This is a genomic window from Perlabentimonas gracilis (assembly GCF_011174675.1).
GTDB classification, from domain to species: domain Bacteria; phylum Bacteroidota; class Bacteroidia; order Bacteroidales; family Tenuifilaceae; genus Perlabentimonas; species Perlabentimonas gracilis.
In genome coordinates this window covers 1-23411 of sequence record NZ_JAANIG010000041.1, presented here as the reverse complement: position 1 = coordinate 23411, position 23411 = coordinate 1, and the positions used below count along the sequence as shown (strand labels likewise).

Genomic DNA, 23411 nt, shown 5'->3' with positions numbered 1-23411 from the left:
GATTGAACGATCCTGCCTGTCTCGTTATGCTTCGCATCCCGAGAGCAGGTTGAATGATCCTGCTTGGCAGGCAGGCTGCTAAAGGCCATAGCCGTCAAGCTAAGAATACAAAAGAAACAAATATTTCTATAGGATTGAGCAGAATATGAATACAATAGCCCTCGTAGAGGGCACATAGCGATTGAAAAAATTAATTCAAATAAATTAGCGCTTCGTAGATGCGCAATAAGGGTTGCGGATATATATATTGCACCCCCACGGGGTGCTTTAAGGCTTTGTAATCTATATCCTATCGCTATGCACCATCTACGAGGGTGTGAATAAGGACATTAACGACTTTAGATAAATTGAAATTGATCTTAACTTGACGGCTATGGCCAAAGGCAGGCAGGTTGATTGCCTCGTAAGAAGGGCGTTTTGTGCCCTAATGACGAGGATTGGTTGACTGATTGAAAAATCGGTTGATTGAAAGATTGGTTGACTGATAAATGGCATTACACAACTCTAAACTTTCAACTCTATGAATTCTAGGCACTCTATGAACTCTAGGCACTCTATGAACTAAAAAACTTCCCTTGCCAAGTATCCTTTTGTTCAAGCAGATTTTCAAATTTCTGCAGCAGCTGATCGGATCGGTATTTACCCCAAATGGGAGCAATAAGGGTTCTGGGCGAGGCTTCGCCAGTAAAACGCTCAATAACAATCGAAGGGGTAAGTCGCTCAACAATTTCAACCATCAGCTCAAGGTACTCATCAATACCAAAAAAGTTGAATGCTTCGGGTGTCTTCTCATACTCCAATGCAAACGATGTATTTCGTACTATTTGCAGCTGGTGAAACTTTATGGTGGTTAGGGGGAGCTGGCTCACTATTTCGGTTTGACTTACAAGGTCGGCTCTGCTTTCGCCGGGCAATCCTATGATGAAATGTGCTCCCACATTTAACCCACGTCTAGCGGTTTGCTCAATGGCCCAAACCGATTTTTCAAAATCATGTCCTCTGTTTATGCGCTTAAGGGTTCTATTGTAGCACGACTCAACCCCATACTCAACCGATACGTAGTACTCCTTTGCTAGCTCAGCAAGGTAATCGAGCTTCTCCTCATCAATACAGTCGGGACGAGTTCCCACTACTAGTCCATTCACCTTAGGATGCGATAAAGCCTCTCCATAAAGCTCTTTGAGCCTGGGTAGAGGCGCATATGTGTTGGAAAATGCTTGAAAGTAAGCAAGGTATTTCTCTACTCTTCTGTAGCGAAAATTATGAAAGTCAATCCCTTCGCTTAGCTGTTGGGTTATCGATTTGTTCGGGGTACAGTAGTTGGGATTAAACGAGTCGTTATTACAGTAAGCACACCCGCCAATGCTTATGGTTCCATCGCGGTTTGGACACGTAAACCCAGCATCGAGGGTAAGCTTCTGAACCCTACCCCCAAACTTTCGCTTAATGTAACCAGCGTAGCTATTAAAACGGCGATTATCGCCCCATTTGTACATAAATAATTCTTTTGCTGCAAATGTAGCCATATTTCCTTGGCCTTGGAACTATAATAGGTTTGATAATCTTTCGCCCTGCCATCGCCAATGGTAGTTCGGCATTTTTTTGACTGAAAAGCCAAAAAAATTATATATTTATTTTTTGAAGTGTTATATTTAGAGTCCATTTCAAGTAAATTTATGAGTCTTAAAAATAACCCCTTAAACATCTTTAGTTACTCAGGCATACTTTTGTTGCCGTTAGCTATTGGTGTTTTGTTTGGCTTGGAATCATGCTCCGACTCGGTGGTTAAAAAGCATTTTTGCGAAGGGTACATTGAGTATGCCATTGAGTACGACGATTCGATGGTTGCCCCAAGGTTCAACCCTAGCATGAGGCCAAGCAAGATGGTAATCAAGTTTAAGGATAACAATACAATCAATAAGATAGAGGGATTGTCGGGTGCGTTCTCTTTTGCATTTATTCAAAACAAGCAGCAGGAGAGGGCCTACATGCTAATTAAATTGCTTAACAAAAAGTTGTACTATCAAGAGCCCTTGCAGGAGAATAGTTACCCCTTTGCCTACCAAGATATGCCAAAGTTTACCATCGAAAAAACCGATAGGGTAGAGGAGTACCTAGGGTATCAGTGCAATGTGGCCGTGGCTACTTTTGACGATACGCTGCATAATGCTTTTAACATTTACTACACACAGGAAATTGATATTGCCAACCCAAATGCAAACACTCCGTTTGAGGTTATCGATGGCGTAATGCTTAAGTTTACCTCCATAATGTTTGGTCAAAAAATGAATATCAAAGCATCTGCAGTAAAGCAAGCAAAAGTATCTGACGATGAATTTATAATTCCTCTCGAATATGAACAGGTTGGCTTAGAAGTGGTGAAAGATGTGGTTGAATTACTTAGGTAGATACACGGCTTCTGTTTTCGTAGAATCAGAATAATTCCCTTACTTTGTGAGGGAATTTTCGTAATATACACACTAAGCAAAGTATGGCAAAGAAGAATGGTAATAACTCGAATAGCGGCGTTAAGAAGAAAGGCAATCTCTTAAGCGACGAGAGGATTAGGTTCACATTAGGCTTTTTCACCATTCTGTTCGCGTTGTATCTAATCATCGCATTTGTATCGTATCTGTTTAAATGGCAGGTCGACCAGAGCTTTGAGTGGCAGTCAATTTTCTCCAGCACCTCAGTTAGGGTCGAGAATTGGGCCGGAAAGGTTGGCGCATCTTTTGCCTCGCAGTTCCTCAACCGCTGGTTCGGCTTGGCATCTTTCACAATCCCATTTCTTGTTGGCTTGGGAGGCTTTAGGCTACTCAAGATTCGGCTCCTCCCTTTGCGCAAAACCTTTTTCCGTGGTTTAGTGGGTATGCTTATCCTATCGCTGGTGCTGGGGTTTCTTTTCGAAAATGCAGGGGGATACTTAGGTAGTGGTTTGGGTGGTGCCCATGGGTTGTTCATCACGCAATGGCTCAACGCATTTATTGGTAAAACTGGAACGGCTTTTCTATTGTTAGTGCTCGTTGTATCGTACCTATTTTTTGTAAGCGATAAGTTCGTTTTGTTTGCAAAGAGAACAGCACGTCAGGTAATAGATGTGCTCAAAGCAATGCCAAAACCAGTGCAGGCCGATGAGAGTTCAATGTATAAAACTTTCGATTCATTTGAGGTTGAAGAACCTGAGAAGGAGAAGCAGCCGGTAGTTACACTAGATACTGGGCACGAAATAAAACCCGAAATCGAACCCAATATTGATATAGTACCAAACACCCCCGAAGAGAAACCCAAGGTTCATACAGAGACCACCAAGCTCGAGTCGGACACTAACGATGTGGAGATTGAAGTGCAGCGTATTACCGAGGAGGAGGGGGCCATAGGTCAGGTAGAAGAACAAGATTTTTACGACCCAACGCTCGATCTCTCTTCGTACCAGCGACCACCCCTTGAGCTGCTCGAGGATTACAAGAATAGGCAGGCTCCTGTGTCGGACGAGGAGCTGCTAAACAACAAGAATAAGATTGTTGAAACCCTTGGGAACTACAACATTCAAATAGCCCGAATTCTAGCCACCGTGGGGCCAACAGTAACCCTTTATGAGATAGTTCCTGCCCCCGGGGTACGTATTAGTAAGATTAAGAACCTTGAGGACGATATAGCATTGAGCCTTGCCGCATTGGGAATTAGAATTATTGCTCCTATCCCCGGTAGGGGAACCATTGGTATTGAGGTGCCAAACCAGCGCCCCGAAGTGGTTTCGATGTACTCCATACTCCGTTCGGCCAAGTTTCAGGAGAACAAGTTCGATTTGGCCATTGCCCTGGGCAAAACCATATCCAACGAGACCTTTGTGGTCGATCTCACCAAAATGCCCCACCTGCTGGTAGCCGGAGCAACTGGTCAGGGTAAGTCGGTGGGGCTAAATGCCATCATCACCTCGCTGCTTTACAAAAAGCACCCAGCGCAGCTTAAGTTTGTGCTTGTAGATCCCAAAAAGGTGGAGCTAACCCTTTATAATAAGCTCGAACGACACTTCCTTGCCAAGCTACCCGATACCGATGAGGCTATTATTACCGATACGCAGAAGGTTATTAATACCCTAAACTCGCTGTGCATTGAGATGGATTCTCGGTACGACCTGCTTAAGGCAGCACATGTACGCACGGTGAAAGAATACAATGAGAAGTTCGTTGCCAGGCGGTTAAATCCCAACAAAGGGCATAAGTACTTACCCTACATCGTGGTGATAATAGATGAGTTTGCCGACCTGATTATGACGGCTGGCCGCGAGATTGAGGGGCCAATTCAGCGCCTAGCACAGCTGGCCCGTGCGGTTGGTATTCACCTAATTATAGCTACGCAGCGCCCCACAACAAATATTATTACAGGGGTTATTAAGGCCAACTTCCCTGCACGTGTCGCCTTTAGGGTAACCTCAATGATCGATTCGCGCACTATTCTCGATTCGCCCGGTGCAAACCAGCTTATTGGTAAGGGCGATATGCTTCTGTCAACAGGCAACGAGATGATTAGGATACAATGCGCATTTGTTGATACCCCCGAGGTGGAGCGTGTTACCGATTTTATTGGCAATCAGAAAGGCTATGCATCCGCATTTATGCTTCCGGAGTACAGCGGCGATTCAGCAGAAGAAAGTTTAGAAGTTGATTTAACCAAACGCGACGACCTATTCGAAGATGCTGCGCGCGTGATAGTTGCCAATCAGCAGGGGTCAACCTCGCTGATCCAGCGAAAATTTTCCATTGGTTACAACAGGGCTGGCAGGATTATTGATCAGCTAGAGGCTGCAGGTATCGTTGGCCCATTTGAGGGAAGCAAGGCACGACAGGTTTTAATTCAGGATGAAATGTCGCTTGAACATATCTTCAAAGGCCTTAACGAGCCCAAGACGAACGAAAGTAATTACTAATTTCAATTTACATAGATGAGGCGATTTTTTTTAACAGTTGGAGCCCTAATTGGGGCAAGTATTTTGGCAATGGGGCAGTCGGCACCGCTAGGTAAAGATCTTATTAAATCTTTTTCCGAAAAGATGCAGACCTATAAAACCATTGAGGCCGACTTTTCATTTACCCTTGAAAATTTACAGGAGGGGTTTTCCGATACTCACAGTGGCACGCTAACTTTTAAGGGGAATAAGTATTTTCTCGATCTAATGGGTATGGAGGTTTACTACGATGGTTCCACCAAGTGGCAGTTTATCCCCGATGCCAATGAGGTTACAATCTCAGTTCCCACCTCGCTCGATGGAGGATTTCTAGATGACCCAACACAAATTTTCAGAGATTACGAGCAAGATTTTAAGTCGCGTTTTATTGGCGAAAAGGTTGAAAAAGGGGTTGCCCTTTACGAGGTTGATCTTTATCCCGAGGATCTGTCGGAGCCATACTCGCTTATAAAGATCATTTTTAAGAAGCAAAATCTCGACCCCATATCAATTAAGTATCAGGGCAAGGATGGGATAAACTACATAATTGAGGTAAGCAAGTTTAAGCCCAACACCAATGTTAAGGATGAGAGCTTTGTTTTCGATCCTCAAAAACATCGGGGAATTGAGGTGGTGGATTTAAGGTAACCGACGCTAGAGTTTTTCTGTTGATATTTAGGGTAGACGATAAGTTCTACCCTATTCTTTTTGCCCACTACAAATGCTTACCACTGCTAAAACCTTAGCGTTATCTTCTCTTACAATGGCGGTTCGTCGGGTGGTATTGTCAATGGCTTCGGTCCTGTGCGTGCAAACATTGTTGCAGAAACCTTCCGAAAGGAAGTTAACATCTATTTGGTTAATCGATAGGTTTTTGTAATCGTTCTCAGAGAATGAGTTTACTGCCCACTCGATGTACTTGGTGTTGTTGATATGCCCATTCACATCAATATCGCAAACCCCAACGGTATGCTGAACCTCGTGAATTAGCTTGCCTTCGGAGTTGCCTACTTTTGGAGCATTGCAGGGTGTAGCCCTAATGGTATCGCAAATGGACATCCTGTCCTTAAAGGCATCGGGACGCTTGGGTCGGCGTGTATGGGCATCCACTATAAGCCAGCTCGATGTGGCCCTTATAACCTGCTGCCCTTGAGTGTTGGTGATAATAAAATCGCGCAGGGCAAAAGGGCCGTCGGTACCACTGGGCCATGTGGTTAGGGTAAAACTCTCAGTCCACTTGGGTAGTTCGTCTACTTCAAGATGTATCCTCGATAGCACCCAGAATGAGCTGTGATCCTTCAAATCGTCGTATCCAAAGCCATACATCGATGCGTGCTCCCAGGCTATCTCTTGAAAGAATAGGAATATCGATGGGATTGAGAGCCTGCCGTTAAGGTCGGTATGATAGGAGTTAACCTGAAATTCTCTTTTAAAAAAGTTTTTAATATCAACAGTTTTCATATCCATATAGCTTTTACCTCTTGTTTAAGAAGGGTTTTAAAAGATACTCTAGCCCATTTAGCTTAACCTCATAGATGGTATGCAAAAGCATCCCCAGCCTTCCCTGAGGAAACCCTTTGCTGTGGTACCAAACAAGGTAGGGTTCGGGTAAACGATAAATTGCCACACCTTTGTACTTGCCGTAAGGCATCTTGGTTGTAATTAAGTCCCTTACTATTTGCGGGTTCATACCCTGTGGGGCAATATCTTCCATTAGATGTTTGGTTTTTTGCGAAGCTCCTTCTTAACCGAACGTTGCCGCTTTTTATCAACTCGCTTAACCTGTGAGGCTTTGGTGGGCTTCGTAGGCTTTCGCTTTTTGCGTGGGGTTAGCGCTTGGTTAATCAACTCGTAAAACTTCTCAATGCACCTAAGCTTGTTGCCCAGCTGGCTCCGCTCAACCTGCGATACTATTATTAGCTCACCATCGGAATTTATTCTGTTGGCCAGTTTTTCTGTAATAACTTCCTTCTCGTAATCGCTAAGTAGCTGGGAATTGGCAACCGAGAAACGAAGCTCCACCTTGGTGTTCACCTTATTCACATTTTGTCCGCCAGCCCCCCCGCTGCGTGATGCTGCGAAGGTAAATTCGGTGCTAAAATCTTTGTTGCATCTATTGGGGTTATTCATATGTTACTTTCCTATGCAAAACTTCGAAAAGATATTACCCAATATCTCGTCTGTTGATACGCTTCCTGTGATCTGGCCAATGTAGTGCAGCACTTGTCGAATGTCCATAGCCAGCAGGTCGGTGGGGATATTGCGATTAATTCCTTCCTTAACCCGATGCAAATTTTCTTGCGCTCTTAGGAGCGACTCGTAGTGACGGGCATTGGTGACGATTACCGCTTCGTCGTTGCCCACGGGTATTTGGTAACCCTTTACCAGCTCATGTAGCAGCGTGTCCATATTTTGACCGTGTTTGGCCGATAGCGGTATTAGGGTAATATCCCTAAACCTTTCTCTAATGCTTGATGTGAAGTTGCTATGGGTGCTATCGTCTACCATATCAACCTTATTGGCCAGTATAATTATCCGTTGGTCGTTTTTTAGCGAATTCCTAATGCTGTCAATCTCATCAAGGGTTTCGTCAATGGCAGTTCGCGTATCAACAAGTAAAAGCACAATATGTGCTTGCGAAATTTTGGCATAGGCTCGCTCAATCCCTATTGACTCAACAGTATCGGTTGTATGCCTTAGGCCTGCCGTATCGATAAACCTGAAGGTTACACCTTCTATTACAATGGTATCCTCAATGCTATCGCGGGTTGTTCCAGCAATATCCGAAACAATTGCCTTCTCCTCGTTCAGTATTCTGTTTAATAGCGTCGATTTGCCCACGTTAGGCTTGCCGGCAATGGTTACAGGTACTCCGGCTTTAATAACATTCCCCAGTTTAAACGACTCCAGCAGCTTAGTTGTTTGTTTCTCTGTTTCCTCAACAAGTTTGTACAGCTGCTCTCTGTCGGCAAATTCCACATCCTCCTCGCTAAAATCGAGTTCAAGTTCAATTAGGGAGATAAAGTTAAGCAACTGAGTGCGCAGCTCCTTGAGCTGATTGGAAAAACCTCCCCGTATCTGATCGAGGGCTACTCTACGAGCAGTTTCGCTGGTGGATGCAATAAGGTCGGCCACACCCTCGGCTTGCGACAGATCCATTTTGCCATTAAGAAAGGCGCGGAGGGTGAACTCACCCGCTTGGGCGTGGGTGGCGCCATGCTTAATAAGCAACTCTAGTATTTGCCTCTGAATAAGCACCGACCCGTGGCACGAAATCTCCACCACATCCTCGCCGGTGTAGGAGTGGGGTGCTTTAAAAATACTTACCAATACATCATCCACCACTCGGGTATCATCAATAATTTTACCATGATGAATGGTGTAGGCAGGCTGATCGGATAGCTTCTTGCCCCTTTTTGTAGGTTTAAAAACCTTCTCGCAGATGCTTAACGATTGCTCTCCGCTCAAGCGAATTACTGCAATGGCGCCCATTCCGGCAGCAGTTGCAATGGCTACTATGGTGGTATCTCTGGTCATTAATTAATACAGTGGTAATTTTGTGCGTGTACTTTGGGCTAAGAATAGGAAAAGTGCTAGTACTCAACCTTGCCTTCAAAGTTTTTCCATTTCTTAAAACCTTCCAGCGCCTCGTTATGCAAAATCTGATGTGCCTTTACTTTCCGTTCTTCTATGGGTTTTTCAATCTCATCGTAAATAAATGAATCGTCAAAGCCAATGTTCTTAGCGTCCAACTTTGTGTTGCCAAAGTATATCTCGTCAATTCGTGCCCAGTAAATGGCCGATAGGCACATAGGGCAAGGCTCACATGACGTATAAATTGTACATCCGCTAAGGTTATAGTCGTTAAGTTTTTGAGCGGCAGCTCTAATGGCCATTACCTCGGCATGGGCGGTAGGATCGTTGTTTCCTGTTACCCTATTTACACCAGTTGCAATTACCTTTCCGTCTTTTACAATAACTGCCCCGAATGGCCCTCCTTGGTTCATCACATTTTCAACAGAAAGCCCTATGGCCTCTCTCATAAAATCCTCGTGCTTCTCTTCCATCTTTATCTGTTTATTTTAACCCACAAAAATCGCAATAAATTCTAATAGAGCCAATCTAAATCTTTAAAATGATTCAAAATCTTTTGGCATTAGATCTTTTATTCTCTTCAAATTCTCTATATTGCACATGTTGTATAACCCAAACTTTTTTAATCGATGGGTTAGAATTCTTGGTACTATGAAAAAGTCAATCTGTACAGCAATTGCAACTTTAGCCTTAGCTTTTTGTGCTTTAGGCGTTTTTGCTTCCCAACCACTTACCAATGGCGAAGAACTTATTGGGCAAATACATTCACGCTACTCAAGCGATTGGTATAGCCATATCACATTTAAGCAGGATATGTATAGGTATAAGAACGACAGCCTTGTTCGCAACGAGGTGTGGATGGTTGCCTACTCATCTCCAAGCAGGCTGCATATCCGATATAAAGATTTTTCGTCGGGTAGGGGATGGCTTGTGGTAAACGATTCATTGTTCACATTTAATCATAACAAGCTTATAGGAACCCGTCCCAGGTTGCATGAGGTTATGATTTTGGGCTACGACATGTACTCGGTTAACCCCTCCATTGTTATTCCTAAGGTTGTAGGGTTAGGTATCGATCTGTCGATGGTTCGAGTTACTACGATAAAAGGTAAGGAGTATTATGAGGTTGGAAATAACAACGTGAAATGTTTTTGGGTTGGTAAGGACGATTTATTATTCCATGGAATTCGTAAGGTGGATGAAAATGGGGTTACAGAGATCTTTTATCAAAACTATAAGATGATATACGATAAGCCTGTAGCCACCGAGGTTCAGTATTTCGAAAACGGACAGATGTACCTATACGAGAAATATTTTGATATTCGTTTGCCCAGCTCCTTACCCGATGATTTTTTTGATCCTAACCTTTTTAGCGAAACCCGTTGGTAATAGGGATGGCTATTAGTAGGCCTCCTTGGCAAATTTTTTCGCGTTAATCTCTACCTTTAGGATAAAGTAGAAGTTCTCACCGTCGAGCTGTAAAAACTGGTAGTTTAGCGTTTCGCCTGTTTTACGAGCTATATCTATAAGGCCTAACCCAGCGCCGCCTTTCGATGATAGTTTACCTTCCTTAATCTGCTTCTTATACATCTCCTTTAGCTCTTCCTTAGAGGCGTTGTTCACGGTAATCAGTGAGTTCTCCAAGTCGTCCTTGTGCTTGCGAGCTACCTTGTTTGAAGTAATAATATAGTAGGTGTCATCCTTTTTCCCGATGATAAAAAGTCCGCTTCCAATTTTCCCGTCTCGTATTTCGTCGGAGTGCTTGTTCATATTTTGCAGGGTCTCAACCATAACATGGTATACCTTGCGCTGCACAGAACGCTCTTCGCTTTGCTTTTCCATATCCGACTCGGCCATGGAGGTAAACATCTTGGTAATCTCATGGCTAAACTCCCCAAGGTAAACAAGTGAAAATCCATTTTCCATCATCTCGTCGTAGATATTCGAAACGGATTTTATGAAATTGAAAGTTAGATTCATTGTGGTAGTTGGATTATTTTGGGCTAAGGTAATAAAATATTCTATTCGCAGGAAACGATGATTATGTAGTAAGAAAGTGGCCGGTTTTACCGGCCACTTTATACTTGCGTTAGCTTATAGACCTAGCATTTCGAGCCCTTGCTTAAACCTGATATCCACAGGGATATTAGACTCGTTAATTCTGTTTAAATCTGCCTGGAGTTCCTCCTTGATGTAGCCCATTTCATCGAGCATTTTTTTGGCCTCTTGGTAGTTTCCATCGCCCTGAACAACCAGTATCTTTTCGGCAAGGGAGTTCATGGCTTTGGTCATCATCTCAAAATCAACCTTGTAGGTTCCGGTCTCGGGGTTGCGTGTGAATGCCCCTTGCTCTTGGAAGTAGTAGAACCTCATCATGTTGGCCTTGCCGTGTGCTGATGCAGCGCCAAAGCGAACCGAGCGGAAAATTCCTGCCATAAAGGTTACGTAGTTGTCCATCAAATCCTTTTCGCCCATTTCGCCCATTGCTACAAGGTTCGAGACCATGAATAGACCTAAGATATCGGCTTTGTTCTCTTCAATTGGGCTGTAGGTTTCCCTTAGCGCCTCTCTTACAGTGCCGTTATTATTGATTGTATTCTTAATTCCTAGACCATGAGCCACCTCATGGAACATGGTGTTCTCAAAGAATGCATCGAAGGTTACGTGCTTACGCTGCTCCTCATCAATCACTATTTTACTAATGGGAACCAGAATCTCATCGAACTTGTAACGCATAGAGTTTTTTAGCTGGAGTTTGCGGCTACCTTTCTCAATATGCACAATGGGGTCGTTGGGTAGATTTATGGCAATGGTTTTGCTGCCCGCGTTGCAGTCGCCCGCATAAAAAACAGCATCGTAAACACCCAGGTCGCTATCGCTGCCTGGCACTTCGGCCTTGTACTTGTTGGCAACTGGAAGGTTTCTCTGCAATGCAGGGAGAAGTGCAGCAAAACGCGAAAGTTTCTGACTCCACTCCAAATCCTTAATAAGGATAAATGCTTCGTGTGCCGCTTTGTAGTTAAAGAGCCTATCCTCATAGTTCTCAATTGGACCAACTATAAAGTCAATATTGTTATCCTTCATATCCATCCAGGCCATATCGCTGGCAAGATAATCATCGGATAGGAGCGCTTCGGCTCGTAGATTTAGATAGTTTTTCAAGTTCTCGTATTCAGCAAGTTCTGCTGCTTGGCGAAGCAGCTTGGCTGCTTTTTCATGCTGCTTCTTATAGGCTTGGCTGTAGGGAATAGATTCGAGTGAACCATCGGCTTTGCGCCTAATAATAGTGTACAGGCTAGTTTTGTTGTCGGCATCGAACGCCTCAAACTCTTCCTGAGTCATGTCGGCAGGGTAAAAGTTAGCACCCATTGGCTTTTCGCCGTAACCCACAATAAAAGGAGCGTTGTTGTTTAGCCTTTCCCATGGGCCATAGTTTAGGTTGACAAAGGCTTTAGTGGTATCGTCATCAATTCGCGATAAGAGTTTTTCTTTATCGCCATAAGCCTGCGTCCAGAATATGTCGTCCATAATTTGTGCAGCCTCGAAGAGAAGAGGCAACATTTCTTTTTCGTTTTCTGAGAGGTGACTTATGTCTGTTGTCAGCTCAACCTCAATAAACGCATTTACTTTAGCTTGCATATCAGCATTCGATTTTAATTTCTTATCGCACGATGTTCCTGCAACTATCATTGCGACTAAAATCAGTAGAGTTGTCTTTTTCATATGTCTGTTGTTTTATTGCCCTTGGGCAAGTTTTACTTTTCTTCCAGTACGTCATCGGAGTTAAACTTAAAGCCAAGACGTTTACCTGTCTGAAGTTTCGAGGCATCAATCTTGCTATTCATTTGAGCTACGGTTGCAATTTTCACCATGTCGTAGGGTGGTACCAGTAGGTCAAAATCTAGTGAGTATAGCATAGAGGTTTCAATGATTTTTCGTACCGCCTCTCTGCTTATAATGGCTTGGCCAAAGTTGTTGTATAAAAAGCCCATTTGCCTTTTACCCTCAACAAAGTAATGATTTTCCCTATTGATAAAAAGCCGACCAACGAGGTAGCCCAAGTCGTCAATTCGGTTGTATTTAAACGAGTCGGTTAGGAAGTTGTAGATATTTATAACACCGCAATAGGAGTTAAGCTTGTTATCTTGTACGTAGGGTAATTTCCAGATACTATGATCCCTATCGAACTCAAAAACGTTGGAGTGCATACTGAAGATAAGAATATCACCAGCAACCCTCATTTCTGCTTCAAACTTGCCCCTGTCCTTGTACTCAAGCCTAATGCGCTTATCGTTGTTCTTGATGTCAGTATTAAGCTCGGTTGATAATTCATGTAGAACGCTTTTGATAATGCTAAAGGTTTCGATGGTGTTTTCGTAAACCTGTTGCTTCATCCCCGATTTTTCGATTAGCGTATCAACTATAAGGGCCTTGGGGCTTTTGCTGTTCGACTCTTTATCCATTGGTATTAAGTATTATAAGCGGTGCTAATATGCACGCGCAAAAATTACTCTTTGTTTCGATGGTTTACCGGAGTAAATACATTTACCTTCCTCCACTTCGGCATCAAGAGGAATACACCTTATGGTTGCCTTGGTTTCGTCCTTAATCTTTTCCTCAGTTTCGGCAGTACCGTCCCAGTGGGCTAAAACAAATCCTGGTTTTTCATCGAGAACTCGTTTAAACTCATCGTAGGTATCAACCTTGGTAGTGCTTTCTTCTCTGAATGATAGTGCCCTGTTGAAAATGTTTTGCTGAATATCATCCAGCAGTTTTACCACGTGGTCAACAACAAGATCCTGATTTATGAACTCCTTGGTAAGCGTATCTCTTCGGGCAATTTCAACAGTTCCTTTTTCAAGGTCTTTTGGCCCAAGCGCAATTCGAATGGGGTACCCTTTAAGCTCGTACTCAGCAAACTTAAACCCAGGTTTAACCGTGTCCCTATTATCGAAATGGGTTGTGATGCCCTTGGCTTCCAATCCTTTCTTTAGCTCGTTTACCTTTTCTGATATTTTTGCAAGTTCTTCCTCTGTTTTGTAAATTGGAACAAATACGACCTGTGTGGGGGCTAGCATTGGAGGTAGAACTAGGCCATTATCATCGGAATGTGCCATAATTAGTGCGCCCATTAGGCGGGTTGATACGCCCCAAGAAGTGGCCCAAACGTAATCGAGTGTACCCTCCTTTGATTGGAACTTAACATCGAAGGCTTTGGCAAAGTTTTGGCCAAGAAAATGCGATGTGCCTGCTTGTAGTGCCTTGCCATCCTGCATTAACGCCTCTATACAGTATGTCTCGAGCGCACCAGCAAAACGTTCGTTCTCCGATTTGGTTCCAACAATTACTGGCATACCCATCCATTTCTGGGCAAACTCAGCGTAAACGTTAACCATTTTTATGGTCTCCTCCATTGCCTCGTCCTTAGTTGCGTGGGCGGTATGACCCTCTTGCCAGAGAAACTCCGCTGTACGAAGAAATAGTCTTGTCCGCATCTCCCATCTCACCACGTTAGCCCATTGGTTAATAAGGATTGGAAGATCACGGTACGACTGTATCCAGCCTTTGTAGGTGTTCCAAATAATGGTTTCGGATGTTGGCCTTACAATTAGTTCTTCTTCAAGCTTGGCGTCTTCGTCAACAGTCACCCCTTTCCCATTAGGGTCGTTTTTTAATCTGTAGTGGGTTACAATGGCACACTCTTTGGCGAATCCTTCAACATGATCGGCCTCTTTGCTAAAAAACGATTTGGGAATAAACAACGGGAAGTATGCATTTTGATGCCCTGTTGCTTTGAACATATCATCGAGTTGCCGCTGAATTTTCTCCCATATGGCATAGCCATAGGGTTTAATTACCATACATCCACGCACTGCGGAATGGTCGGCCAGCCCGGCCTTAATCACGATATCGTTATACCACTGAGAATAACTCTCACTTCTGCTTGTAATTCCTTTTGCCATCAGCTTTACTTGGTATGAAATTTGTTGCTTTTTATGTAAATAATTAACGTTGCAAAGTAAAGAAATAAAACAGTAATTTTTAAATAAATGGAGGTTGTTATGAAAACTACAATTAAATTTTTCGCAGTTGCTCTTGTAGCATCCCTTTTGGGAGCATGCTCCTCGAGTATGCAAATGAGCAGGTCTAGTGGCCATCAGGGAGATGATCTATACTACAACCCTAAATCTTCCGAAACGGTGGTGGCTAATAGGCAGAATCAGGGCCAGCAAACCAGCTCGAGCCTTAAGCTCGCTGAGCTAGAGAAAAAGTATACTGATATTCTGGCTAACGATTCGATTGGTAGTACCGATACCACTATCTATAGCGATCCTTACGTTAATCCTTACGAAAGGATATTAGCCGATTCCTACGAGGATGCATACCAACGGAGGTTAGATGCAAGGAGAGATCCCTATTACGGCATTAGCAGTTGGAGCGCTTATTACTCTAACGATTACTGGTACGCCTCTGCCTACGACCCAGCGTTTTACAATGTTATGGTTGTTGGGTCAAACGTGTGGGTTGAGCCTCGTTACGTTTCAGCTATGTTTGGTTGGCCTTACTTTGGCTCACGTTACTACAGACCATACTACAGCTTTGGGCTTGGTTATTATAGCCCTTACTATGCATGGTCCTCACCTTGGAACTACTCTATATACAACCACTGGTCTTACGGGTGGTATAGCCCTTGGAGTACCTACGGTGTGTACAATGCAGGGTTTTATGATGGTTATAACTGGGGTAGCACTCCACGTTACAACTATGGACGTAGACCCGGAACGGGTACCGTAAACTACAATCGTGGAGCTATTGCTGAGTCAAGTTATACTGCTGGTGTTAACAGTACACGACGCGATATGGCCGATAAGCAGCCAACCTATGGAAATGCAAGTGTAAGAGAGAGAGAAAGATCAAATCCCAGCAAGGGTGATGCCAATATAACAAGAACACAATCCGGCACCATTGATGGAGTTGTGGCATCTGGAAATAGAAGGGTTTCACAACCTGGAGCAGTAACAGCTAGACCTCAGGATCCTGATACAAAGACCAGAATAGCTGGTGACCGAGGCGGAAAAACATCTGCTGTGAAAGAACCTGTTCGTGGTAAGGACAATAGCATTGTAACAAGACCAGATCGTGGGGATGTTAATCATACAAGAGTTAGCCCAGTAAATACCAGAACTTCTGAACGCTCAGCAGATAGAACGCATAATCCAAGTTACACAAGGCCTAACCCAGGCAATGCCAATAGTTTTAATGCTCCCTCATCCCGCAATTATCCTGCATCGGAAGGTGTTAGAAGCGGAACTAGGACAGGGCAGGATGTAAGTGGTGCAACTAGATCGCCAAGGCAACCATCCTCAACGTACACGCCTCCACCAAGGAGTTCTGCACCAGCCGTGGGAAGGCCAAGTACTAGTCGCTCACAAGGGAGTAGCGTAGGCAGCACAGGAACTCGTGGAAGTTCAAGCGTTGGTTCAAGCAGCTCATCGGGACGTTCATCGAGCGTTGGCTCAAGCAGCAGCTCCGGTAGTTCAAGCAGTACAGGATCGAGTTCGACTGGTTCAAGCAGTACTTCTACTAGGTCAAGGTAATTCAATAACTATCTTATATCTGTCATTACAACCACGAGGGATTGTTAAAAAAAACTTAGCCGTAATTCTGGCAATCTCCATTTGCAAGCAATCCCTCGTGGTTATTTAATTTTTCTAATCATCTTCACTAGTATATAATGATATGAAAAGAATAGGTTTAGTATTTATTCTACTACTGGTTGTATCCTTCGCTAAGGCACAGGATGCTGCCGATGTTTTAAGGCTTTCGCAAAACCACTTGTACGGAACATCCCGATATGTTGGTATGGGGGGGGCTTTTGGCGCATTAGGTGCCGATTTCACATCGCTTAGCTACAACCCTGCAGGGCTTGGAGTATATCGTTCGTCGGAGTTTACAATTACTCCAACGCTTAAATCACGGCTTGACAATACTAACTACTTGAATTCTCCATTCGAAGATAAGAGAACCCGTGTAATGTTCGATAATCTTGGCATTGTTGGCTCGTACAGATTTTCTTCGGGTGAGGAAGAGTTGGGGTTGGTGATGCTGAATTTTGGTGTGGGGTACAATAGGATAAACGACTTTTATAGCGAAACTACTGCTTTAGGAAGAAATACCAACAATTCAATAATGGATCATTTTGCCAATCAAGCACAGGGTGTGTACTATGAGAATCTTACCATTACCGATGACGACAACTTTTTCTTTAATACACTTGCTCCATGGGATGCAATATTGGCTTGGAATAATTTCTTAATTGACACTGTGCCAGGTAACCCAACATCATACTGGGCAGCGTTAAACGATGGTGACGGAGTAGATCAAGATCAAACCCTGTCGAGCATTGGAGGAATTGGAGAATACACCTTCTCCATTGGAGGTAACGTCTCCAATAAATTCTACTTTGGGGCAACACTTGGAATACAAAATGTGTACTTTAGGCAAAAGACATTTTATTCTGAGTCAGCATTATCTTCAAACCAACTGCTGCCTAATGGCGATCTGTTCCACTCGATGTATTATAACCAAACGCTTACCGTTGAGGGATACGGCTTAAACTTTAAAGTTGGTGTAATATACAGGCCTATCCCAGAGCTGCGCTTGGGTGTTGCTGCACACACACCTACATTCTACGATTTGTCGGAAAGATACAATGCCGTAATGGGATCCGATTTTTTTCTAGGGATAACCAATGAAGAATCACCTTTAAATGCATACGATTATAAAATTGAAACTCCTTTCAAACTGATTGGGTCTGCTGCGTATACTTTTGGTAAAATAGGATTGTTGAGCGTAGATTACGAGTATGTTGACTACTCCACCATGCGGTTTGGTAAGGGAGGCGATGGCTACAGGTTTACAAATGAGAATGCAACAATAAAGAGTGAATTTTCCAATACATTTAACCTGAGAGCAGGTGGCGAGGTTTGGGTTGGTAAGATGGCTTTACGAGGTGGATACGCTTATTATGGTAGCCCATACTCAAGTGGCAGTCCCTACGCTAGTTCGCATACTAATATTTTCTCGGGTGGCTTTGGCTTTAGGATTAATAGTTTATTCCTCGATTGGGCATACCAAAGGCTACAGCTAAGCGATAAGTACTCGCCATACCCAGGGGCACCAATTGTTAATCGCGATGTTGCCCAAAACAGGTTTATGATGACAGTAGGCTATAAGTTTTAATAGACATTTCTTTTTGTGAAAGAGCAGGAGGCTATCAAGCCTTCTGCTTTTGCTTTGGGGGTATATCTTAAACTTAGCTTTATTATTAGGTTCTACTTCAATATTTGTGACAGTTATGTTTGTGTAGACTCAATATTTTTAATCACAACTGACCGACTAATAAATATAGATTTCTCGCTTCGCTCGAAATGACAGTACTTTCAAGAGGTCTAAGGGGAGAGGGGGTAACAGCCTGTCATTTCGAGCGAAGCCAGAAATCTATCACATAATTATCATTTTCCAAAATACTTAGTCGGACACTAGTGATTTTTAATGCAAAATATTCACAAACAAAACGCTGACAGCTTGCCTGCCTTTGGAAGGCTTGCCTGCCTTTGGAAGTGATCTTTGTCCCCAATCTTTGTCCCCAATCTATTGAAAGGTATTGATGACAAGTTTTCTCTATTCAAATTATGTTTCTGAGATAAGCTGAGACAGGCGTCTTCTGTCTTCTAACTTCTGTCTTCTAACTTCTGTCTTCGGTCTTCTTCCCTAATCATTATTTGCATTGTGTTTCCACGTGATTGGCAGTGAAGCCTATTGTTATAGATAAAGAACACTCTCCATACCACAGTTGCAAATCAGGTCAAGAACAGATAGGTTGGGTGTAAAACCAAACTTGTTTTCAAAAACCTGATAGTAAGGTTTTGCTTCAAATTCTTCGCTAATCAAATCTTTCTTTTTTGGGTTGAAAATGTTCCGGTAATCCATTAAGTTTTCAGGTGACTTTTCAAATTTTGTGGTCTCCCCAAATTTGACATCTACCTCTAGCAGATCAACAATTGTATTATTAATGGAACTGTTGAAATCCCATAAAAATTTCCATTCCTTAGTATAATATGGGGTAAAGTAATCGGCAACCAGCTCAAAGTAGGCCGATGAACGGTATGCCGATTCAATTGCGCGCCAGTGCTCCCTTGACCACTTTACAGAATTATCTATCCTAATATCTTTGATAAGGGTATGGTTTCCATTGGGCCTTACTACGGGTATTGTTAATGCAAGCGGTCCGTTGGCGGTTAGAATCTCGCACCTATTTCTATAGGTTTGCTTTGTGTAGGTTTCATGCGCCTCAACCAGTATTTGTCCATATCTTTTAAAAGTTTTAAAGAGGGCAACTGGCGGGAGGTATGCTGTGCTAACTAGAACACTCATGATGTGATTGGTTTACTATAATGATTCTGATAATGCTTTATTGTGCTGAGCCCAAATAGGGTAAGCGCAGCTAGGTTCATAGCTGAAGATATAATAAAGGTGTGCCCAAAACCAAGCCACTGGGAGAGAATACCTGTTCCAATCATTCCTAATCCAATTCCCAGATCGAAGGCAGTGAAAAACGAAGAGTTGGCTGCACCCCTTCTGTTTGCAGGGGCTATATTGTTTACCATTGTTTGAAAGGTAGGCATAATCATACCATAGCCCAAGCCCAGAATTAAAGCAGCAGTATGAAACCCCAGCGGGGTTTGTATAAGCGCCAAAATAGGAAACCCCGCAACAAGCAGTATTATTCCTATTACTGATACAGCGGAGGGGCCTTGCTTGTCGATCAAACGTCCAGAGCCAACCCGTGATAAGCCGATACCAACAGAAAGGAGCAAGAAGAATAATCCGCTACTTTGCACTCCAATATCCTTTGCATACAGGGCAATAAACGAAAGCACACCCCCATATGTAAACATAACAAGCATCATATTTGTCGATACAGGCAATGCGGTTTTTTCAATTAACCCATTCCAGCTAAAACCCTTGCTATTGTTCTGCGACCTAAACTTTGGGTACTTAATAATAAGCGCAAGAATAAAGCCCAACAAGCTAATAACAATTGCCGATGCAAAAAGGCTGTTGAAACGTGTGTCGCCAGTAATGAGTATTGCAATCATTGGCCCAATGGCCATACCTATGGTCATTGAAAGCCCAAAGATTCCAATACCCTCGCCACGTCGCGATGGGGGAATAATATCTACAGCAATTGTTGAGCTCGTGGTTGTTAACGTACCCCACGTTAATCCATGAAAATAGCGAATTGCAAGGAATGCTGTAACACCCGATGCTATGGGGTATATTACATATGATGTAGAGAAAAGTAGAAATGCTATTAGGTAGATTTTTTTTCTACCAAAGGTGTCAATTGCCCAACCAGAAAAAGGTCTAATCATCAAAGCGGCAATGGTATAAAAAGCTAGGATTGTTCCAACCTCACCCTTCGATACAGAAAGCTTATCAACAAGGTAAATGGGCAACACCGGAAGCATGAAGTAGAAAGCAATGGCCATTAGCAGGTTGGCCACGGTTAGCATTACAAAATCTTTGGTCCAAAAGGTTGGTTTGTTAGTCATAATATACCCGATGTGAGTTGCAAAAGTATAAAATAGTGAGCCAATACCGATAGATTTCTAATTGCATCTTGTTGAAAAATAAATCAAAATGCAAGTGTTGATACAAGTGGTATGAAGCCGCAAAAAGTAGTATCTTCATGACATATTTCGTAAAATATCTTTACCCATGCTCGAATTACCTGTTGCAATACTATTAGGACTAGTAATTGGCGCCATAGTTACGGTGCTGGTTTATAAAATACTTCTGAAAAAGAATGGGAGGGAGGAAAACGCAGATGAGCTTAAGCAAAGGCTAATTGATGCCGAGGGTACACTTAGGGTTCTACATGACCGCGATGAGAGAATGCAGCTGGAACGGGAGCGACTTCTATCCGAAACTGAGCGATTGGCAGGACAGAGGGAGGATCTTGGGGCAAAATTATCAACACAAATGGCACTGCTCGACGAGGTGAAGAAGCATCATGCTAACCTTGAGGCAGAACTGGCTAATGCAAAAGAGGAGTTAAAGGTAAGGGTTGAAGCCTTTCAGGAACTTAGTAGGAACTATGCCTCCATTAAGGTAAAGGCCGAGTCGTTGAATGAGCAGCTTGGCAAACAAATAGACGAGAACGGACAGCTTAAGGCAGATGTTAAAACGCTACAGGCAGCGCTCTCCGAATCGAAGGAAAGGGGTGTGGAGCTTGACAAAGAGAATAAGTATCTAAAGGAATCGCTCGAAAAGCAGAAAGCCGAGATTGAAGACCTTGGGAAAAAGTTTACCAACGAATTTAAGGTTTTGGCCGATGGTATCCTTGAGGATAAAAGCAAACGTTTTACTGAGCTGAATCAGGCAAACATTGAGCAGCTGCTCAAACCCCTTGGGGAGAATATTCAGATATTCCAGAAAAAGGTTGAGGAGGTTTACGACAGGGAAAGCAAGGAGCGATTCTCCTTAGGGAAAGAGGTTGAGAAGCTGGTTGTGCTAAACCAAAGAATAAGCGAGGAGGCCAACAACCTAACCAACGCCCTTAAGGGGCAAGTAAAACAACAGGGTAACTGGGGCGAGATGATACTCGAGAGTATTCTCGAAAAATCGGGTCTGGTGAAGGATAGGGAGTACTTCGTACAGGAGTCTATAAAAGATGAGGAGGGTAAGCGTTTCCAGCCCGATGTTATAGTGCAGTACCCCGATAATCGTAAAGTAATAATCGATTCAAAGGTGTCGTTAGTGGCCTACGAGCGGTACTGTTCAAGCAACAATCCCGACGAGCAGCAAAAGGAGCTAGCCAACCATATTCGCTCCATACGAAATCACATAGATATTTTGAGCTCTAAGGGGTATCAGGATTTAGTTGGAAGCCTCGATTTTGTCACCATGTTTTTGCCCGTTGAGCCAGCCTTTATCCTGGCAATGCAGGCCGACCCTGAGATTTGGAACTATGCATACTCCCGAGGAGTACTTCTGCTCAGCCCAACCAACCTAATTGCAGCGCTAAGGCTTATTCATAACCTATGGCAGCGTGAGTATCAGAACAGGCACGCCATGGAGATTGCCGAGCGAGGAGGACAGCTGTACGATAAGTTTGTTGGGTTTGTTGAAAGCCTAACATCCGTTGGCGATAATATTATGCGAAGCCAGAAAAGCTATGAGCAGGCTATGAATCAGCTTTCGGAGGGTAAAGGAAATCTGGTGAACCAAGCCCAAAAGCTAAAAGACTTAGGTGCAAAGGCCAAAAAGAGTTTGCCCAGCAGCCTGCTCGATAACGATGATGATATAGTCCCAGTGAGTTAATGTAGTAGAAAGATAATGTATGATATCCATTTGCCTTCCAATTTATAATTTTGATATTACTGAGCTGGCCGAAGAGTTGCTAAGGCAGGCACGGGAGTTTAATATATCGGTAGAGATATTGGCTTTTGATGATGCTTCGCTATCGTACTACAAAAAGCGCAACTCTAGGGTATCAATAAATTCAGACGTACACTACCTCGAGTTTGACCATAATTTGGGCCGTAGCAGAATCCGTAATCGACTTGCCGACTTTGCTCAAGGTAACTGGCTGCTGTTTATGGACTGCGATATGATGCCCGAGCTGCCCAACTTTCTCAATAACTACAATTCGGTAATCGATCAAGCTAATGTAATATGTGGAGGTACTTCGTATGGACCAAAGCCATTTAAATCGGAGTTACACCTTCGATGGAAATATGGAATCTACCGGGAGAGCAGGAGTGCCATACGAAGACAGGTGAAACCATACTCATCGTTTCTCAGCGGTAACTTCATGATCCGTAAGGATGTGTTTAACACCATCCGCTTTAACGAGGATATGTCGGGGTATGGGCATGAGGACACGCTGTTTGGCCTCGATTTAAAAAAGCACAACGTATCCATACTTCACATAAATAACCCGTGTATACACCTGGGGATTGAGCCTTGCTTCGATTACCTTATTAAAACTGAACAGGGGATTATCAATTTGGTTCGTTTGCTCAGGATAGTTCCAGATCAGAAGAAAAGTTTACGGAAAAACATTCGATTGCTTAGATTTTACTGTGCCTTTCGCACCGTCGGCATGGGGTATCCGTTACGATGGATATTCCGCGTATTCAACCCGCTTATCCGCAGAATGCTGTGTAGCTCTAGGCCGTCCATTCTGCTGTTCGATTTGTACAAACTGGGGATGATTGCTCAGGTCTTCAACAAGGTGAACCTATCAAACGGAAAAACTAGCTAAAAAGCTAACGCCATTTGTTTTATTACAAATGGCGCTAGTATCAACATTCTAAAGTCTACCTGTTTATAAGTTTGGCCTTTTCTAAAAGAAACTCCTCTTCCGTTATTACTCCTTTTTCTTTTAAGTTACTTAGTTTTTCTAATTGATCGATATGTGTAAAATTATTTTTTGATCCTTCAGTTATAGTATTGATGTCATTGTTAATAGCTTGTTCATCGTAGATTGACAATTTCCCATTTCTAAGGTAACTGTAGTATCTTCGACCTATTGCTAACGCCTTTGTTTTGTTTCCATTTTTCAGGGCATTTCGGTAAGCATTGCGCAATTGTGCTCTTTTTCTTGATCGATATTGTTCTCTTAACACAAAAAAGATTACTAATGTTATTATACCCAGAATAAGAATTGTTTGATATTCCATAGCAAAAAATAGTTTAATAAATACCACTAGCATCCGAAACTTTTCGAAAATAAGCAAAAAAAACCTATAAGCCCCACTGAATACGCCTAAAAATTCGAGCTATCCAGAAAATAAGTTCT

Annotated in this window: 21 protein-coding genes; 8 read left to right on the top strand and 13 right to left on the bottom strand. The window is 43.1% G+C overall.

The genetic code is table 11. The annotated features are described in order from the left end of the window. Positions 1–554: 554 nt before the first annotated feature. Entirely contained in the window at positions 555–1526 is a 972-nt protein-coding gene (locus G8O23_RS14635; RefSeq protein WP_235942303.1) for a TIGR01212 family radical SAM protein, read from the bottom strand. Positions 1527–1676: 150 nt separating this feature from the next. On the opposite strand from G8O23_RS14635, the gene G8O23_RS14630 reads away from it, so the two are divergent. The 3 genes from G8O23_RS14630 (at position 1677) to G8O23_RS14620 (ending at position 5593) form a co-directional block, all read left to right on the top strand. Beyond that, on the top strand, positions 1677–2408 hold the full coding sequence (locus tag G8O23_RS14630) for a hypothetical protein (protein ID WP_166366138.1): 732 nt from the start codon (positions 1677–1679) through the stop codon (positions 2406–2408). 83 nt (positions 2409–2491) lie between these two features. Continuing rightward, positions 2492–4927: an FtsK/SpoIIIE family DNA translocase gene (locus tag G8O23_RS14625; protein ID WP_166366136.1), complete on the top strand. Its 2436-nt coding sequence runs from the start codon at positions 2492–2494 to the stop codon at positions 4925–4927. 15 nt (positions 4928–4942) lie between these two features. Continuing rightward, positions 4943–5593, top strand: coding sequence for a LolA family protein (locus G8O23_RS14620; RefSeq protein WP_166366134.1), 651 nt, complete (start codon positions 4943–4945; stop codon positions 5591–5593). 51 nt (positions 5594–5644) lie between these two features. Here G8O23_RS14620 and G8O23_RS14615 read toward each other — a convergent pair whose 3' ends face one another. From G8O23_RS14615 to G8O23_RS14595, 5 genes are read right to left on the bottom strand one after another with little or no spacing between them, the layout of a single operon-like run. Further along, positions 5645–6406: an acyl-[acyl-carrier-protein] thioesterase gene (locus G8O23_RS14615; RefSeq protein ID WP_166366132.1), complete on the bottom strand. Its 762-nt coding sequence runs from the start codon at positions 6404–6406 to the stop codon at positions 5645–5647. Between the two features lie 13 nt (positions 6407–6419). Next, positions 6420–6659 (bottom strand): DUF3820 family protein, encoded by a 240-nt coding sequence (locus G8O23_RS14610; RefSeq protein ID WP_235942302.1) that lies wholly within the window; start codon positions 6657–6659, stop codon positions 6420–6422. Continuing rightward, positions 6659–7075: an alternative ribosome rescue aminoacyl-tRNA hydrolase ArfB gene (gene arfB, locus G8O23_RS14605; protein WP_166366130.1), complete on the bottom strand. Its 417-nt coding sequence runs from the start codon at positions 7073–7075 to the stop codon at positions 6659–6661. The genes G8O23_RS14610 and arfB overlap by 1 nt, the downstream gene beginning before the upstream one ends. A gap of 3 nt (positions 7076–7078) precedes the next feature. Then, entirely contained in the window at positions 7079–8482 is a 1404-nt protein-coding gene (gene mnmE / locus G8O23_RS14600; RefSeq protein WP_166366128.1) for a tRNA uridine-5-carboxymethylaminomethyl(34) synthesis GTPase MnmE, read from the bottom strand. A 56-nt stretch (positions 8483–8538) separates the two neighbouring features. Continuing rightward, complete coding sequence (locus tag G8O23_RS14595) at positions 8539–8988, bottom strand: nucleoside deaminase (RefSeq protein WP_235942305.1); 450 nt, start codon at positions 8986–8988, stop codon at positions 8539–8541. 202 nt (positions 8989–9190) lie between these two features. On the opposite strand from G8O23_RS14595, the gene G8O23_RS14590 reads away from it, so the two are divergent. Beyond that, positions 9191–9928 (top strand): hypothetical protein, encoded by a 738-nt coding sequence (locus G8O23_RS14590; protein WP_166366124.1) that lies wholly within the window; start codon positions 9191–9193, stop codon positions 9926–9928. Between the two features lie 12 nt (positions 9929–9940). On the opposite strand, the gene G8O23_RS14585 is transcribed toward G8O23_RS14590, so the two are convergent. The 4 genes from G8O23_RS14585 to proS form a co-directional block, all read right to left on the bottom strand. Beyond that, positions 9941–10519: a SiaB family protein kinase gene (locus G8O23_RS14585; protein ID WP_166366122.1), complete on the bottom strand. Its 579-nt coding sequence runs from the start codon at positions 10517–10519 to the stop codon at positions 9941–9943. A 114-nt stretch (positions 10520–10633) separates the two neighbouring features. Beyond that, positions 10634–12262, bottom strand: a complete 1629-nt coding sequence (locus G8O23_RS14580; protein WP_166366120.1) for a dipeptidyl-peptidase 3 family protein — start codon at positions 12260–12262, stop codon at positions 10634–10636. A 32-nt stretch (positions 12263–12294) separates the two neighbouring features. Next, positions 12295–13002 carry a hypothetical protein gene (locus G8O23_RS14575; RefSeq protein WP_166366118.1) on the bottom strand — a complete coding sequence of 236 codons (708 nt, stop codon included), beginning with the start codon at positions 13000–13002 and terminating at the stop codon, positions 12295–12297. Positions 13003–13026: 24 nt separating this feature from the next. After that, positions 13027–14502 carry a proline--tRNA ligase gene (gene proS / locus G8O23_RS14570; protein WP_166366116.1) on the bottom strand — a complete coding sequence of 492 codons (1476 nt, stop codon included), beginning with the start codon at positions 14500–14502 and terminating at the stop codon, positions 13027–13029. A 99-nt stretch (positions 14503–14601) separates the two neighbouring features. Here proS and G8O23_RS14565 point away from each other — a divergent pair, with 99 nt between their 5' ends. Together G8O23_RS14565 and G8O23_RS14560 are read left to right on the top strand one after the other, a co-directional pair. Continuing rightward, the gene (locus G8O23_RS14565; RefSeq protein WP_166366114.1) at positions 14602–16137 is read left to right on the top strand and encodes a hypothetical protein; all 1536 of its coding nucleotides are present in this window, start codon (positions 14602–14604) and stop codon (positions 16135–16137) included. A 142-nt stretch (positions 16138–16279) separates the two neighbouring features. After that, on the top strand, positions 16280–17782 hold the full coding sequence (locus tag G8O23_RS14560) for an OmpP1/FadL family transporter (RefSeq protein ID WP_166366112.1): 1503 nt from the start codon (positions 16280–16282) through the stop codon (positions 17780–17782). A gap of 582 nt (positions 17783–18364) precedes the next feature. Here G8O23_RS14560 and G8O23_RS14555 read toward each other — a convergent pair. Further along, positions 18365–18976 (bottom strand): WbqC family protein, encoded by a 612-nt coding sequence (locus G8O23_RS14555; RefSeq protein ID WP_166366110.1) that lies wholly within the window; start codon positions 18974–18976, stop codon positions 18365–18367. After that, positions 18973–20157, bottom strand: coding sequence for an MFS transporter (locus tag G8O23_RS14550; RefSeq protein ID WP_166366108.1), 1185 nt, complete (start codon positions 20155–20157; stop codon positions 18973–18975). The genes G8O23_RS14555 and G8O23_RS14550 overlap by 4 nt, the downstream gene beginning before the upstream one ends. A 166-nt stretch (positions 20158–20323) precedes the next feature. On the opposite strand from G8O23_RS14550, the gene rmuC reads away from it, so the two are divergent. Then, positions 20324–21928 (top strand): DNA recombination protein RmuC, encoded by a 1605-nt coding sequence (rmuC, locus tag G8O23_RS14545; RefSeq protein WP_235942301.1) that lies wholly within the window; start codon positions 20324–20326, stop codon positions 21926–21928. Positions 21929–21947: 19 nt separating this feature from the next. Next, a complete protein-coding gene (locus G8O23_RS14540) occupies positions 21948–22874 on the top strand; it encodes a glycosyltransferase family 2 protein (RefSeq protein WP_166366106.1) in 927 nt (308 codons plus the stop codon). Positions 22875–22929: 55 nt separating this feature from the next. On the opposite strand, the gene G8O23_RS14535 is transcribed toward G8O23_RS14540, so the two are convergent. Next, positions 22930–23292 (bottom strand): SHOCT domain-containing protein, encoded by a 363-nt coding sequence (locus G8O23_RS14535; RefSeq protein ID WP_166366104.1) that lies wholly within the window; start codon positions 23290–23292, stop codon positions 22930–22932. Positions 23293–23411 lie beyond the last annotated feature (119 nt).